The sequence below is a fragment of the Paenibacillus sp. FSL R7-0198 genome (genome assembly GCF_038000415.1).
GTDB lineage: Bacteria > Bacillota > Bacilli > Paenibacillales > Paenibacillaceae > Paenibacillus.
In genome coordinates this window covers 1,137,571-1,152,781 of the sequence record NZ_JBBOCB010000001.1, presented here as the reverse complement: position 1 = coordinate 1,152,781, position 15,211 = coordinate 1,137,571, and the positions used below count along the sequence as shown (strand labels likewise).

20 protein-coding genes are annotated in these 15,211 nt (G+C 47.4%); 16 read left to right on the top strand and 4 right to left on the bottom strand.

Annotated elements, in window-relative coordinates:
* The first annotated feature begins 19 nt into the window (after positions 1-19).
* On the top strand, positions 20-727 hold the full coding sequence (lipB, locus tag MKY87_RS04855; RefSeq protein ID WP_339782945.1) for a lipoyl(octanoyl) transferase LipB: 708 nt from the start codon (positions 20-22) through the stop codon (positions 725-727).
* Positions 728-753: 26 nt separating this feature from the next.
* On the opposite strand, the gene prli42 is transcribed toward lipB, so the two are convergent.
* Positions 754-855: a stressosome-associated protein Prli42 gene (prli42, locus tag MKY87_RS04850; RefSeq protein ID WP_017687624.1), complete on the bottom strand. Its 102-nt coding sequence runs from the start codon at positions 853-855 to the stop codon at positions 754-756.
* 266 nt (positions 856-1,121) lie between these two features.
* Here prli42 and MKY87_RS04845 point away from each other — a divergent pair, with 266 nt between their 5' ends.
* Positions 1,122-2,255 carry a M20/M25/M40 family metallo-hydrolase gene (locus tag MKY87_RS04845; RefSeq protein ID WP_339782946.1) on the top strand — a complete coding sequence of 378 codons (1,134 nt, stop codon included), beginning with the start codon at positions 1,122-1,124 and terminating at the stop codon, positions 2,253-2,255.
* Between the two features lie 139 nt (positions 2,256-2,394).
* Here the strand turns inward: MKY87_RS04845 and MKY87_RS04840 are convergent, their stop codons facing one another.
* Complete coding sequence (locus tag MKY87_RS04840; RefSeq protein WP_017687626.1) at positions 2,395-2,529, bottom strand: Z-ring formation inhibitor MciZ; 135 nt, start codon at positions 2,527-2,529, stop codon at positions 2,395-2,397.
* 122 nt (positions 2,530-2,651) lie between these two features.
* On the opposite strand from MKY87_RS04840, the gene MKY87_RS04835 reads away from it, so the two are divergent.
* The 11 genes from MKY87_RS04835 to sigF all read left to right on the top strand — a co-directional run bounded on the left by MKY87_RS04835 (position 2,652) and on the right by sigF (position 11,302).
* Positions 2,652-3,245 (top strand): NUDIX domain-containing protein, encoded by a 594-nt coding sequence (locus tag MKY87_RS04835; RefSeq protein WP_051447058.1) that lies wholly within the window; start codon positions 2,652-2,654, stop codon positions 3,243-3,245.
* A gap of 2 nt (positions 3,246-3,247) precedes the next feature.
* Positions 3,248-4,468 (top strand): endonuclease Q family protein, encoded by a 1,221-nt coding sequence (locus MKY87_RS04830; protein ID WP_340963167.1) that lies wholly within the window; start codon positions 3,248-3,250, stop codon positions 4,466-4,468.
* 162 nt (positions 4,469-4,630) lie between these two features.
* The gene (gene spoIIM / locus MKY87_RS04825) at positions 4,631-5,260 is read left to right on the top strand and encodes a stage II sporulation protein M (protein WP_017687629.1); all 630 of its coding nucleotides are present in this window, start codon (positions 4,631-4,633) and stop codon (positions 5,258-5,260) included.
* A 107-nt stretch (positions 5,261-5,367) separates the two neighbouring features.
* Positions 5,368-5,835 carry a ferric iron uptake transcriptional regulator gene (fur, locus tag MKY87_RS04820; protein ID WP_036607866.1) on the top strand — a complete coding sequence of 156 codons (468 nt, stop codon included), beginning with the start codon at positions 5,368-5,370 and terminating at the stop codon, positions 5,833-5,835.
* 158 nt (positions 5,836-5,993) lie between these two features.
* Complete coding sequence (locus MKY87_RS04815; protein ID WP_017687632.1) at positions 5,994-6,236, top strand: DUF4227 family protein; 243 nt, start codon at positions 5,994-5,996, stop codon at positions 6,234-6,236.
* 75 nt (positions 6,237-6,311) lie between these two features.
* The gene (locus tag MKY87_RS04810) at positions 6,312-7,202 is read left to right on the top strand and encodes a tyrosine recombinase (protein WP_036607863.1); all 891 of its coding nucleotides are present in this window, start codon (positions 6,312-6,314) and stop codon (positions 7,200-7,202) included.
* Between the two features lie 129 nt (positions 7,203-7,331).
* Positions 7,332-8,156 (top strand): purine-nucleoside phosphorylase, encoded by an 825-nt coding sequence (locus MKY87_RS04805; RefSeq protein WP_036607861.1) that lies wholly within the window; start codon positions 7,332-7,334, stop codon positions 8,154-8,156.
* A gap of 304 nt (positions 8,157-8,460) precedes the next feature.
* Complete coding sequence (locus tag MKY87_RS04800) at positions 8,461-9,582, top strand: D-alanyl-D-alanine carboxypeptidase family protein (RefSeq protein WP_340967379.1); 1,122 nt, start codon at positions 8,461-8,463, stop codon at positions 9,580-9,582.
* Positions 9,583-9,726: 144 nt separating this feature from the next.
* Entirely contained in the window at positions 9,727-10,080 is a 354-nt protein-coding gene (gene spoIIAA, locus MKY87_RS04795; protein ID WP_017687636.1) for an anti-sigma F factor antagonist, read from the top strand.
* Entirely contained in the window at positions 10,077-10,532 is a 456-nt protein-coding gene (spoIIAB, locus tag MKY87_RS04790; protein WP_036672324.1) for an anti-sigma F factor, read from the top strand. Before spoIIAA ends, spoIIAB begins: the two co-directional genes overlap by 4 nt.
* 14 nt (positions 10,533-10,546) lie before the next feature.
* Positions 10,547-11,302: an RNA polymerase sporulation sigma factor SigF gene (gene sigF, locus MKY87_RS04785; protein ID WP_036607856.1), complete on the top strand. Its 756-nt coding sequence runs from the start codon at positions 10,547-10,549 to the stop codon at positions 11,300-11,302.
* Between the two features lie 87 nt (positions 11,303-11,389).
* On the opposite strand, the gene MKY87_RS04780 is transcribed toward sigF, so the two are convergent.
* Positions 11,390-12,319: a DMT family transporter gene (locus MKY87_RS04780; RefSeq protein ID WP_340963165.1), complete on the bottom strand. Its 930-nt coding sequence runs from the start codon at positions 12,317-12,319 to the stop codon at positions 11,390-11,392.
* 108 nt (positions 12,320-12,427) lie between these two features.
* Here MKY87_RS04780 and MKY87_RS04775 point away from each other — a divergent pair, with 108 nt between their 5' ends.
* Positions 12,428-13,336: an AraC family transcriptional regulator gene (locus tag MKY87_RS04775; RefSeq protein ID WP_340963164.1), complete on the top strand. Its 909-nt coding sequence runs from the start codon at positions 12,428-12,430 to the stop codon at positions 13,334-13,336.
* 545 nt (positions 13,337-13,881) lie between these two features.
* Here the strand turns inward: MKY87_RS04775 and MKY87_RS04770 are convergent.
* The gene (locus MKY87_RS04770) at positions 13,882-14,034 is read right to left on the bottom strand and encodes a hypothetical protein (RefSeq protein WP_340963161.1); all 153 of its coding nucleotides are present in this window, start codon (positions 14,032-14,034) and stop codon (positions 13,882-13,884) included.
* Positions 14,035-14,139: 105 nt separating this feature from the next.
* Here MKY87_RS04770 and MKY87_RS04765 point away from each other — a divergent pair, with 105 nt between their 5' ends.
* Complete coding sequence (locus MKY87_RS04765) at positions 14,140-14,796, top strand: stage V sporulation protein AA (RefSeq protein ID WP_340963158.1); 657 nt, start codon at positions 14,140-14,142, stop codon at positions 14,794-14,796.
* A complete protein-coding gene (locus tag MKY87_RS04760) occupies positions 14,777-15,205 on the top strand; it encodes a stage V sporulation protein AB (RefSeq protein WP_026080996.1) in 429 nt (142 codons plus the stop codon). The genes MKY87_RS04765 and MKY87_RS04760 overlap by 20 nt, the downstream gene beginning before the upstream one ends.
* Positions 15,206-15,211: the final 6 nt, after the last annotated feature.

Sequence of the window (15,211 nt, the reverse complement as noted above, 5' to 3'; positions counted from 1 at the left end):
CAGAAGGGTGTGGGGAATCATGAGCAAGCCGCTGGATGTTGCATACATACCAATGCTTGATTATGAAGAGGCTTGGAACCGCCAGAAAGCGATTGTGCAGCGATTGGACGAGGGCGAGGGAGCGGAGCAGATGCTGCTTTTACAACACCCGCCTACGTATACAATCGGATCACAAAATCATCCGGAGCATCTGCTTCTCAGTCCGGAAGAGTTGCGTGAGCAAGGGATTTCTTTGTTTCAAATTGACCGTGGCGGTGATATTACTTATCATGGTCCGGGCCAGTTGGTAGGTTACCCGTTATTGATTCTTGGTCGGGATGAAGACCTGGATCTGCACGGCTATTTACGGAAACTTGAGCAGGTACTTATGGATTATCTCGCAGACCAGGGCATTGAAGCCGGACGCAAAGAGGGTTACACGGGTGTGTGGATTGGCGATATGAAGATTGCTGCAATCGGCATCAAGTTTAATCGTTGCAAACACCGCCGCGGTTTTGTGACCAGTCATGGGTTTGCTTTTAACATCAGCTCAGGCATTCAACATGCAGGTTTTCAGGGGATTGTTCCTTGTGGGATTGAGCAGTATGGCGTTACCTCACTGGAGGATATAACGGGCAAGTCCTATGCGGTGGAGCAGGTAGCGCAGGAGATTGTTCCGTACTTTAATCGTATCTTTCCGTATAAGATTAATTGGGTCACGGAAAAAGAAGCCCTTCAACGTCTGTAAACAGTTCGTCGAAAGGCTTTAGGTTGCTATCCGAACAGCAACGGTTCGAGAGCGATGAAAAGGGTGGACCCGATCATGGCGATCAGCATGAGATAGATGATGATTTTGAACCATTTCTTTTTTTGCATGATGAGAGAACTCCTTTCAACATAAAGTGTATGTTCAAAAAGACTGGTTTTCAGTACCAAGAAGATGGGATGAAGCTAGAAATGGAGTAGCGGAGCGTAGGGAAAACTACGTGAGCAACGGACATTTCGGCTGAATTCCATATTCGATGCTGATGATGCCGCCAGGCATCCTTCGTAATCAAATGCAGACTTTTTGAACAACCTCATAAAATAAACAAGCCATAGTAATTGTATTGTACCGTATCCACGAGAGGGAGGAAAGTCCTATGATTAAACAACAACGTGTTATCGATCAGTTCATGGAACTGGTGCAGATTGATAGTGAAACGAAAAATGAACAGAACATCTCGAAGGTGTTAAAAGAACAGTTTGCAGAGCTTGGTCTTCATGTCTATGAGGACGACACCATGGAGCAAACCGGACATGGCGCCGGAAATCTCGTCATTACCTGGGAAGCCGAAGGAACAGAAGGGGTTGCACCGATCTTTTTCACATGTCATATGGACACCGTAACGCCAGGACAGGGAATTAAGCCTGAACTGGGTGAAGATGGCTGGATTCGCAGTGATGGAACAACGATCCTGGGAGCAGATGATAAAGCAGGGATTGCGGCATTGTTCGAAGCGATTCGTGTGATCCAGGAAAACAAGATTCCTCATGGCAAAATTCAATTGGTCATTACAGTTGGCGAAGAGTCTGGACTGGTGGGCGCACGTGCGATGAATCCGAAGGATATCGATGCCGAGTTCGGTTATGCGCTTGACTCTAATGGAGCTGTAGGCACGATCTGTGTAGCTGCACCAGCCAGAGCTGAAATTCAAATGAGCATCTATGGTAAGTCCGCACATGCGGGCGTGAACCCGGAAGACGGGATCAGCGCCATTCAGGTAGCAGCCAAAGCAATTGCAGCGATGACACTGGGCAGAATTGATGATGAAACGACAGCAAACATTGGCAAATTCCAGGGTGGATCACCACTCAACGTGGTATGTGACTTTGTACAGCTTGAAGCGGAAGCCCGCAGTATTGTGCAGGAGAAAGTTGAATTGCAGGTTGCACAGATGCGTGATGCGCTGGAAACGACATGTCGCAAATACGGTGCAACGGCTGAATTTAGAAGTGAGATCCTTTACCCTGCATTTGGCTTCCATGATGAACACGAAGTTGTACAGCTTGCACAGCGTGCCATCCGCAGTATTGGGCTGGAGACAAGTACGTTTGCTTCCGGTGGTGGCAGTGATGCCAATATCTTTAACGGATTCGACATTCCAACAGTGAACTTGGCGGTAGGGTATGAGGATATTCATACAACCAAAGAACGTATTCGTGCCGAAGACATTGTGAAGTTATCCCAGGTAGTCGTAGCTATTATTCAGGAAACGGCAGCTGACAAGAAATAACGTGTACTTCTTAGACAAAAGTCCGAACCCGGTCTATATCGGATTCGGACTTTTTGCGAATTCATGTTATATTTCAAGGGAGAAGACTCGTTAATTTAGGGTCAAATTGAGTCAATGGGTGAATGGATTAATGACCCATTCATTTGCGTCCAGCGAGCAGATCGATTAACTTGGCATCCGGGCCCCACTCGCGCAACCATTGTTTGAGTATGAGCTGTACTTGCCGGGCTTGTCCTACCACGTGTACGGATTGAGGCGTCATATAACTGTTCATCGAAAGTCCCCCTGATTCGTTTATATTTGCTGTGAGAATTCTATACGCTCACCATATGCCCAAAATCAGAGATATATACATTAACCGAATATATAATCCTACGATATGGAGTTGAAGAACAAATGAAACCAAACCAATCTGCCCAATCCATCCACGCGGCACAACCTGCCAATCCAAAACTAGATGAAGTGACCGTATCCACTAAGCCAATCTTCGAGGGCAAAGTGATTTCACTTCAAGTCGATACCGTTAAACTACCGAACGGCCAGACGGCTACACGTGAGATAATCCGGCACCCTGGCGCTGTAGCTGTACTCGCTCTGAATGGGGATCGTATGCTTGTAGTGGATCAGTATCGTCAGGCAATGGGACGCACCGAAGTGGAGATTCCTGCGGGAAAATTGGACCCGGGAGAAGAGCCCGAGGTTGCCGCAGCACGTGAATTGCGAGAAGAGACGGGATATGTAGCCAAGTCGCTGCGTCATTTGCGTTCCTTTTACACGTCACCGGGTTTCGCAGATGAGATCATTCATCTTTACATCGCTGAAGAGTTGGAAGCAGGGGACATGGCGCTGGACGAAGATGAATTCCTTGAAGTTGCCGAAATAACTCTGGAGGAAGCCTATGCGCTCATGGACGAGAACCGGATTAGCGATGCCAAAACGATGATGGCTGTGTACGCGTGGGATCTCTACAGAACGACAGGACGGTTCTAAACATGCAAGACCAACTGGAAACATCCTCGATGTGGGAGCCCTGTTATACAGACCTGCATATTCACATCGGACGAACCTCACGCGGCGAGGCCGTTAAAATCAGCGGCAGTCGGGATCTGACATTTGAGAACATTGCTCGGGAAGCATCGGATCGCAAAGGAATTCATTTGCTTGGTGTTATTGATTGTCATTCTCCGGTTGTACAGATGGATATTGAGCAATTGCTGGAGAGTGGTACGATGTCTGAGATTGAGGGAGGCGGCATTGCCTACCAGGACACCACCATTCTGCTGGGTACAGAGATTGAGCTGCGCGAGCCTGGCATGCGTGAGTTCCATATGCTGGCGTATTTCCGTGATCTGAAAACGATGAAGTCCTTCACGGACTGGATGAAACGTTATATGAAAAATGTGAACCTCAGTTCTCAGCGTGTATACGTGCCCGCTCTAGAGATGCAGGCCGAGATTAAGGCGCGTGGTGGGCTTATTGTGCCTGCACATGTATTTACACCGCATAAAGGCATCTATGGCATCACGGCGCCCCGTATGAGCGATGTTCTGGATACTAGTCTCGTGGATGCTGTCGAGCTGGGGTTAAGCTCGGACTCATCCATGGCTAGTTATATTCGGGAGTTGGATCATGTCCCGTTCCTGACCAATTCGGATGCTCATTCACTCGGTAAGATTGGACGGGAGTATAACGAACTGCAAGTTGCTGCCCCTTCTTTTGATGAATTCCGTATGGCACTTCAAGGAGAAGCCGGCAGGAAAATTGCGGCCAATTATGGACTGAATCCAAGGCTGGGCAAATACCACCGTACTTACTGTGCAGCATGTGGCAGCATTATGGACGAGCAAGCGATGTCAGCAGAGCGTTGTCCGCACTGTGGCAGTCTGAAGCTGGTGCAGGGGGTGCTGGATCGCATCCTGGCGATCTCTGATCGAGAGAGTCCTCATGTTCCTGCAAACAGACCGGCCTATCATTATCAGGTACCACTGGAGTTCATCCCCGGTCTTGGCAAAGCCAAACTGCGCCAGCTACTGGACCATTTTGGTACGGAAATGAATGTACTTCATCGCACCAGAGAGGAAGAGCTTGATGCGGTTGTTGGACCTGTGCTGGCAGGCCTGATTGTGGCTGCACGGAACGGACAACTGGAGCTGTCCTCCGGAGGTGGCGGTACGTACGGAAAGGTTGCTGTTCAGGAAAAAGCTTCGGAGTGACCCGTGTAAATATTCTGTAGTTCAACTCATATTAGCTTTGGCTTTACAGAGGTCCAATCTGGACAAGAAGTCATACAGGCGCACTCCGGTTCATAAGAATGACTATGAGGATGGAATTGAGAATCCTTGCAGCATGATACCGGAAAGGGGACTCGTACCTGTATGCGCTCTTCCTACTTTACATTTAAAGGTCAGACTTCGTTATATGTATTTGTGGCTGTCTTGTTTCTGGTCGGCGTCATTTTTGGTGCGCTCATGGTGAACGCATTGTCTCTTGAGCAACGTCAGGATCTGGAGGGTTATCTCGGCAATTTCTTCATGACCGTGCAGCACAGTGCACAGGTGACTGAGACCGGGGCATATTGGGACATTGCCATGCTCCATCTGAAATGGGTGGGTCTGATCTTTATTCTGGGTTTATCCGTCGTTGGACTACCCGGTATACTGGTTCTGGATTTTCTAAAAGGTGTGCTCATTGGATTCACAGTGGGGTACCTTGTTGGGCAGTATTCCTGGAAAGGGCTGCTGTTTGCACTGGTGTCCGTGGCACCGCATAATCTATTTGTCATTCCGATCCTTCTGATCTGCAGTGTGGCGGCGATGACGTTCTCGTTATACATCATTCGTAATCGTGTTTTGATGCAGCGAACACCTGGTCGACAAAGGCCTTTTGCTTCATATATAGTGTTAACTTTGGTTATGGCTGCATTGCTGCTCGGCGTGGCGTCTTTTGAAACATGGGTTACACCTGCGATGATGCGTTGGGTCACGCCAATGTTACTACCGGCCTAACGTGCACCGTATAGTGTAAAATGTTGACTTTAATTACGCACTCCCCCTATAATGAAAAGAGTGGGTTAAGTTGCAGTGTGCAGTGATTTCCTAGGGGGAGGGAGAAAATGGAAGCACGGATTGATAAAATTAAGCAGCAACTACAGTCCCAAGGATATAAATTAACGCCCCAGCGGGAAGCCACCTTAAGAGTACTTCTTGAGAATGAAGAAGATCATCTGAGTGCAGAAGACGTATTCATGCTCGTTAAAGAAAAGGCTCCCGAAATCGGTCTGGCAACCGTGTACCGTACCCTCGAACTGCTGAGTGAGCTGCATGTTGTAGAGAAAATCAACTTCGGCGACGGTGTAGCGCGTTATGATCTGCGCGGAGATACATCCAAGCATCACCATCATCACTTAATCTGTGTTCAATGCGGAAGTATGGATGAAATACGTGAAGACTGGCTTGGACCGCTTGAAGAGCGTTTGGAGCGGGAATTCAACTTTTCGGTAGTAGATCACCGACTGGACTTTCATGGAATTTGTTATCGTTGCAAAGCTAAAAATGAACAGAAACCCAAAGATGAAGAATAACATAGCATATCTTCAAGCTCTCACCGGCGGTTTTGACGGGAGAGCTTTTTTGGCAACGGACATGATCTGGAGTTTCGCCCAAATGGCATAAACCTGTGTTTATGGACATACCCTGATTCAAGGACAATACCGGATTCGAATCAGGAGGGGACGCGCCCATGATTATATCAGTGCGGAGAGGGCTCCGTTTTATTCGATTTATTATATTTTTTGCTGCATTAGTTTATCTGTTCTATCATGTTCTGGATCTGTTTAATGGCTGGATCTCACCTGTGGATCAATATCAGATGCCAACTGGCAATGCAATCAAAGTATTTCAGGAAACGGATTGGCCGGGTAATGGAGAAGGACGTCCTACGATGGCAGAGCGTCTCCGTTTGTTCTATTGGTACGGGGAGTAGCTTCGAACAGCCAAGGATGCAAATACGGGAGCAGTCTGCCAGAGCGGCAGATCTGTCAGTTGAGGAGCGTTGTACATGAAACAGACGATACACGCCTATGCCTTATACTTGGAAGATGATAAAGGGATGTCGAGCAGCACGCTTGAATCGTATCTCCGAGACGTGGACAAGTTCATTGAATTTGCAGATAAGGAATATGGCATACGCGAAGCCGATCAGGTCAGACGCACACATGTCGTCCTGTTTGCAGGTCAGCTCAAACAGGCAGGACGTGCCAATGCAACCATTGCCCGCAGCATCGTATCTCTGCGCTCCTACTTTCATTTTTTGATGCGGCGGGGTGATATTATACAGGACCCTACGTTTGATGTGGAAGCTCCCAAGGCGGACAAGACGCCACCACAGGTGTTAAGTATCCAGGAGATCGAACAACTGCTGACAGCGCCTGATACTCGTTCACCGCAGGGTGTGAGAGATCGAGCGATGCTTGAACTGTTATATGCTACGGGTATTCGGGTCTCTGAACTGATTGCGCTTGACATTCGGGATGTACAGCCAGGTATGCGCTTTATCCGATGCGGTGGGGCGGGCAAGGAACGTATCCTTCCCATCGGTGCACCAGCAGCACATTGGGCAAGTGTATATGTGGAGGAATTCCGCAACAAGTTGCTCAAAACCGATTCGGACGAGCAGGCACTATTCGTGAATGTATCCGGCAGACGTTTAACCCGGCAGGGCTTCTGGAAGCTGCTCAAAAAAGCGGCGGTGGACGCGGGAATCTCGGAAGAAATTACGCCGCATACGCTGCGTCATTCGTTTGCGGCGCACCTGATTGCCAATGGGGCGGATACACGTGCGGTTCAGGACATGCTGGGTCACGTGGAGCAGCCTGGACAACAATACGGCAATCATGGTCGCAAAACCATGAAAGAAATCTATGAAACCCATCATCCGAGGGCAAGATAGATTTTGACGCAGGGCATTCACAAATAAATGCGGAACATTGGGCCGATTTAGGATAAAATAAATTGAATACATCCAAACGCCGTTATACATAAGACGGATCGTTTCAACTCAAGGAGGAACATACATCGCATGACAGCATTAAACCAACAAATGATTTCGGAAGCAGCATCTTATATTCAAAGCAAAAGCTCCATCAAGCCGGAAGTCGGTTTGATTTTGGGTTCGGGTCTTGGCGTACTGGCAGAACTGATTGAAGATGGTGTAAGCATCGCTTATCAGGATATTCCACATTTTCCGGTGTCCACAGTAGAAGGACATGAAGGTGAACTATTGGTCGGAACCATCAAAGGTCGTCCAGTCGTGATGATGAAAGGCCGTTTCCACATGTACGAAGGATATGGTCCTGAACTGACAGCTTTCCCGGTGCGGGTTATGAAAGAATTGGGTGTAAGTAGCCTGCTTGTAACCAATGCTGCGGGTGGTGTGAATACGTCGTATGAAGCTGGAGACTTGATGCTGATCTCTGATCACTTAAATCTTACAGGCAAAAATCCACTGATCGGACCAAATGACGCTGCACTGGGCGTGCGTTTCCCGGATCTGTCCGAAGCATATAGCCGCCGTTTGCGTGCGCTGGCGAAGGATACGGCCGCATCACAAGGTTTTAACGTACGTGAAGGGGTATACGCAGGTATGCTCGGTCCGAACTATGAGACACCGGCAGAGATCAGAATGCTGCGTACATTGGGCGCAGACGCAGTGGGTATGTCCACTGTATCTGAAGTGATCGTGGCACGCCACGCAGGCCTGGAAGTACTCGGTATTTCCTGTATCAGCAACATGGCTGCCGGAATTCTGGACCAGCCGCTGTCACATGATGAGGTGATGGAAACGACGGAACGTGTGCGTGAGTCGTTCCTGGCGCTGGTAGTGGCGGTTATTCCGCAAATGTAAGCAAGATTTGAGTAGAGAAGGTTACCTCTTTGGATGAGAAATCATCGGGGGGGAACCTTTTTTTTGTTGTGTTAAACGTACGGTTACTCATTCATTGAGTGCAGTACGTTTTTTTGCTTTGACCACATTTTTCAATAAAAGTTCGGGAAATCATGCTTTACATGGAATAATTTACTGGAAACGGGCCGACAATGATTAGCAGTACATGCATGGAACATGCAGTAAGCAAGTCATTTGAGGAGGTAACCTTGTGAAGAAAAGAATAATGGCATCGTTCATGACCCTTTGTATCCTGCTGTCCCTTATGGCATCAACGGCATTAGCTGAAGAAACACCGAAGGCAGCGGGAGGAACTGATCTGGCCCCGTCGGCGCGATCAGCGATCTTAATGGATGCAGATACGGGGACCGTCATTTATGAGAAAAACAGTCATGATCAGCTGCCTCCGGCGAGCATTACAAAAATTATGACCATGCTGCTTACGATCGAAGCGATCGACTCAGGCAAGCTGAAGCTGACGGACAAAGTAAGAGCGAGCGAATATGCAGCTTCGATGGGCGGTTCGCAGATCTTCCTGGAGCCTGGGGAAGAAATGACAGTTGATGATATGTTAAAAGGGATCGCGATGGCTTCGGGCAATGATGCCTCAGTGGCTATGGCTGAGAAGATCGCTGGCTCGGAAGAAGCCTTTGTACAGCTGATGAATGAACGTGCGAAGGAGCTTGGCATGAAGGATACTCATTTTGCCAACTGTAACGGTCTGCCAGTCGATAATCATTATTCTTCCGCCCATGATATTGCCGTCATGAGCCGTGAACTGTTGAAACATTCCGGGATTACGAAGTACACCGGTGCATATCAGGATTACCTTCGCAAAGATACGGAAAAGCCATTCTGGCTGGTTAACACCAACAAGCTGGTTCGTTTTTATCAAGGGGCAGACGGTTTGAAAACAGGTTACACTTCCGAAGCGAAATTCTGCTTGTCTGCAACGGCGTCCAAAGATGGATTGCGTGTCGTTTCCGTGGTACTTGGTGAACCAAATACCAAAACACGGAACAGCGAAGTGTCTTCGATGTTTGACTATGCGTTTAGCCAATATACGATGAAGGCGCTCTACAAGGCAGGGGATCTGCTGGGCAGTCTGAAGATCGAAAAAGGTGAAGTTGCCGAATTGCCTCTAAATGCCACGCAAAATTATAGTGTACTGATGCGCAAAGGAGCCAAATCCAACGACATCCGACATGAATTGTCGGTTGCCAAAGAATTGAAAGCTCCGATCAAGGCTGGGCAAAGTATAGGTAAACTTGTGGTTTACCAGGGCAATGACGTGATTAAGGAGTTCGATATTCAGGCCCCGCAGGATGTGAATAAGGCTGGCTGGTGGAAGCTGTTCAAGCGGACAACGTCCAACCTGTTTGACTAAACGGCGATTTCTGCGAGTTGCACGCATCCTTCGAACATATTTTGTAGTTAAATAGGGGTTTTCTTCTAGTTTTGTCGGGGGGCAGGAAAAGCCTTCGGAAGCGTAGAAATCCTTGTTCTAAGACAGGGAGGAGAGTGAGCAAACGTGAACTTGCATGTGGAAATGGAACACCATCGCGGGATTCTGATTGTACGATTATCCGGGGAGCTGGATCACCATACAGCTGACATGGTACGGATGCAGATGGATGAAGCCATCCAGCGGAGACAAAGCGAGCATCTCGTACTCAGCCTGAAAGATCTGCAATTTATGGACAGTTCGGGTCTGGGTGTCATTTTGGGAAGATACAAGCTCATTAAGAATAAAGGTGGCAAGATGGTGGTCTGTGACGTCAATTCGCCAGTGTACCGATTGCTGGAAATGTCGGGTCTGTTCAAGATTATGCCGATATACGAAAATGAGGGAACTGCTCTCTCAGGTCTGGAGGTCGTCTCATGAATGAAGGAACAGGGACAAATTTCATGAATCTGCAATTCGCGGCCAAGTCAGAGAATGAGTCGTTTGCACGGGTAACCGTTGCTGCGTTTATCTCCCAGCTTGATCCAACGATGGACGAGCTCAGTGACCTGAAGACGGTCATTTCGGAAGCCGTGACCAACAGCATCATCCACGGATACAACAACAACTCCGAAGGTGTTGTGTCTATCCAGGCCGAGATTCGGGAAGACATGATCACAATCATCGTGGAAGACCGCGGTGAAGGAATCGAAGATCTTGAACTCGCCAAGCAGCCGCTATATACGTCCAAACCCGAACTTGAGCGGTCGGGCATGGGCTTCACCATTATGGAAAACTTTATGGATGAATTCGAAGTCAGCAGTGAGCCCGGCAGAGGCACCTCCATCAAGATGAAAAAAAGGATTGAATCCAAGAAAGCATTGTATAATTAGGGGTTGGTGTTCTTATGGATGCTGAAGTGAAACCATCTTCACAGACCTATTTGGACGATGCCGAGGTCAAACGGCTGATTGCGCTCAGTCAGTCGGGTGACCATGTCTCACGGGATACGCTGGTGAACTGCAACATCAGACTCGTCTGGTCCGTCGTACAGCGTTTTATGAACAGGGGATATGATCCGGAAGATCTGTTCCAGATTGGTTGTATCGGTCTGCTCAAGTCAGTGGACAAATTCGATCTCAGTTATGACGTGAAGTTCTCAACCTACGCGGTACCGATGATCATCGGAGAAATCCAGCGATTCCTGCGGGATGACGGTACCCTGAAGGTCAGTCGTTCACTAAAAGAGATGGCGAATAAAGTCCGTAAAAAAAGGGACGAACTGTCTAAACATCTGGATCGTCTGCCAACGATTAAGGAAGTTGCCGCAGAGCTGGGGGTAACCCCGGAGGAAGTCGTATTTGCCCAGGAAGCGAACAAACCACCCACCTCCATTCATGAGACGGTATTCGAGAATGACGGTGATCCCATCACCTTAATGGATCAGATTGCCGACGAGTCTCAGGAACGTTGGTTTGACAAACTGGCCTTGAACGAAGCCATCGGTGGTCTCAGTGAGCGGGAGAGGTTAATCGTGTATCTTCGGTATTACCGGGATCAGACCCAGTCCGAGGTTGCCAGTAGGCTGGGTATATCTCAGGTGCAGGTATCGCGTCTGGAGAAAAAAATACTGCAATCCATCCGCGACCAGATCGCGCAGTGATTTTGTGGAGTGCAACAACAATATTGGCGCTTATGCACCAATATACGACAACTAACAACCTTCTATCGCGCATTATGGCGAGGGAGGTTATTTGTTGTTACTCCGGGGAGATCTCGAACGATTGGACTGCATGACCAGCATCATGCCAAGAATACATGCCATACCAATCCATTGATAGAAGCCAAAAGGTTCATGGAGCCATATGACGGTTGTTCCAACAGCAGCAAGCGGCTCTGCGCTCCCGAGCAGGCTAGTTTCCTTGGGTGTAAGACTCTTGAGACTCGCAATATAAAACCAAAAAGCAATCATGGTTCCAAAAAGGATCGTAAATATCAAATAACCGTAGGTTTCAAGCGTGATGTTAGCAAAATTCATTTTCCAGGGTGGGTGAATAAAACTCATTCCCAAACCACCGATGATCATAGCCCAGCCGACCACAACAAGTGAATCGAACTTTTTAATCAGTTGCACGGCATACAGCGTATAAAATGCAGCTGAAACCCCGGATAACAGTCCCCATATCACTGCGAGCGAGGAGACGGATAACCGCGTAAGCGAGCCATTCGTCAGCAGGAGAAAACACCCACTGAGAGCCAGAACGGCGCATGCAAGGTCATTGCGTGTGAGGACAGACTGCTTACGGAGTGCGATGTAAATCATGATCATAATAGGGGACAGGTACTGCAGGAGTGTAGCCACCGCTGAATTACCGTGTTTAATGGATGCCATGTACGTATACTGGACGGTAAGCATGCCGACCAATCCAAAAATGATCAGCTGTCCAGCCGTTTTTTTATTTCTCCACACATCAAAAATCTGAAATCGTCCATTAGTAAACGATTGAATAACCAGTAATGGTAACCCAGCAATCAACAATCGTACCGTGACATACCAATTGACCTCAATTCCATCCAGTTGAAACAGTTTTTGAGATACCGTACCCCCAATGCCCCAACAGATGGCTCCGGTTAGAACGAGTACGATGCCTGAAATTTTGGATTTTGCAGAAGTTGTCATTCTTGTTCGCCTCACCTTAAATATAAGAATAGTGTTATATTAAGGAGAAATGCGGTACATTAATATCAATATTACACTTAAAAATATAACTATATTGAGATGAGGGCCATGCGGAAAATCGAATTTATCATTGATCAACAATTGAAAGAAATGACGCAACACCGTACCGATACATTATCTATAGCCTGTTATGAGACAACCATTGTTCAAAATGTTCACGGACATATTCCTCTCCACTGGCATGATGAATTGCAGTTTGTTACCGTTCTTCAGGGTACGGCGTTGTTCCATATCAATGATCAAAAGATGATTTTGTCCAAAGGTGACGGGATTTTTATCAACAGTGGAATAATGCATATGGCCGAAGATCATGGTGTGAGCGAGAACTGCATTTATTTATGTCTGAATTTGTCCCCGCATGTTATCATGCCTTCGGATTTGTATATAAAGTACGTACATCCATATGTAACAGCAACTAATTTGCCTTTTCTGTATATCGAAAGAGCTAACGCTTGGGGAGAACAGATCCTGAGTGCCATTGCACGGATTAGAAAGGAGTTAGTGGAAAAAGTTCCTTTTTACGAAGTAAATGTTGCTTCTGCGGTGCTGAATATGTGGAAACTGCTGATTATGAACGGATATTCCCTGGAACATGATCCATCAGAGATGAGCAGAAACAAGCGAATGAAAGACATGTTGCAATGGATTAATCTCAACTATACCGATCCAATTAAGCTGGAAGATATTGCAAAGGCCGGACAGTTAAGTCGATCGGAGACATGCCGTTATTTCAAGCAAATCCTAAAAACCACACCCATGCAATATGTGATCGAGTACCGCATCCAAAGAAGCATTGAACTATTGCAACTCTCCGAGCGTAGCATCACCGAAATTGCCTATGAGGTCGGTTTTAACAGCACGAGTTATTACATTAACCAATTCCGCAAAACAATGAATTCAACCCCTTTACGATTTAGAAGGGAATTGAACAAAAGAGAAAAAGAACATAATTGTTGAGTTATTGTTCATGATCCGTGAACTTATCTACTGATATCCAAGAGTCGCCCACACGGCGACTTTTTTGATATGTGTAATAATGCTTCACACTCAATTACGCCCCAAATCGGTTACAAGGAAAGAGTATAAAAGGCTGATCCCAAATTCCTACACAGTTGTATTCTAAGACGCATGCAGAAGACAAACTCCAACGTCATAGAATTTTGAGCAAAATAAACCCCAAAAAGCTCATCTTTTAATTCCCTTCATGCCTCCTCCCCAGCATATTTATTTCAAACGTTTGGAAACGGGAGGACGATGGGCAGCGGAGGGATGGAATCGGTCAAAAGGAGCGAAGCGTGAGGGTTCATCTAAGGATACATAAGCAACGCAGGCGGCAGATTAGACCTGAAGAAGCGAAGCGTGCGCCTTTGTCTCCAAATTTCTACACAACTGTATTCTAAGACAGTGCCAAAAGATAACTTCAAGAGTCATAGAATTTTGAGCAAAATAAACCCCAAAAAGCTCATCTTTTAATTCCCTCCCTGCCTCCTCCCCCAGCCTATTTATTTCAAACGTTTGGAAGCGGGAGGACGATAGGTAGCGGAGGGATGGAATCGGTCAAAAGGAGCGAAGCGTTCGCCTTTATGCCCGGATTTCCTCCTTGGAAAGGAGAGTTCAAGAAATCCGGGGATAACAGCGACCAATGACCGATCCATCCCGTAGCGCTAGCACAACCTCCCGATCTTTTTCCAACCCGTTTGTAATAAATTTGCACATTCTTCAAATACTAACCTAAATTACGCAGTAAAGGAGTGCTATGGATGTCCCAGACACCCACTCCAATGGTCTATATTCGTCTGCGCAGCCGTATTCGCATCCAGAGGGGCAGAGCAGTCAAGCTTGGAGACATTGCACATGTACTGACCTCTTCTGAAGACCAGGAGGGCAGGCTACTGGAGCTTGAACTGTTGCGCCCTGGACCGGAGGATGGCAATCTGATCCTCATTGATATATTGCAGATTATTCCCCGAATTCGGCACATCTTGCCGGAGGTAAGTGTGGAACTGATGGGATCAGGTCATACGTTGGTTGAAGTCGTTGCGGGAAATGGTCAACCTTCCAAGTCATTGTTCATTCTGGTTTGGCTGCTGCTGTTCTTTGGATCAGCCTTAACCATTATGAATTTTCATGCTGATGTGAACATGCAGGAAGTGCAGATTCGAATTGTGGAGATGCTTACTGGGCATCGGGACGAACATCCCTATCTGTTTCAAGTGGCGTATTCCATTGGCATTGGATTCGGTATGGCAGTATTTTTTAATCATTTGTTCAAGAAAAAGTGGAATGAGGAGCCTACCCCGCTGGAAGTGGAGATGTTCCTATACCAGCAAAATGTAGATAAATATGTGGTGATTGAAGAAAGCGAACGGATGCACGAGCAGGAACGCAGGGAGATGAATGCGGATGAGCGTTCTTAATGGAGCAATCAGCATTGTATTGGGTATTGCAGGGGGAATTGCCGTAGGGAGCGGCGTAATTGCGCTCATTCTGGTGCTCGATATGATTCCCAGGTTGGCCCAACTTACGCAATCGTATGACAAGACTCACTGGTACGAAGGGGCGCTGATCGGTGGTTCACTGCTCGGGACGGTGGCGGATTTCTGGCACTGGAAAATGCATGGGGTGCTGCTGCTCAGTCCAATCGTTGGTTTGTTCTGTGGGGTGTTCATCGGTCTGCTGGCCGCAGCGCTCACTGAGGTGCTTAATGTACTGCCCGTACTAGCCAAACGATTGGGCATGAAACCTTATTTGTTTGGATTACTGCTCGCCATGATTTTGGGCAAAATGACAGGTTCCCTGTTTGATTTTTTCATATATCAGCGGTAACTCGTG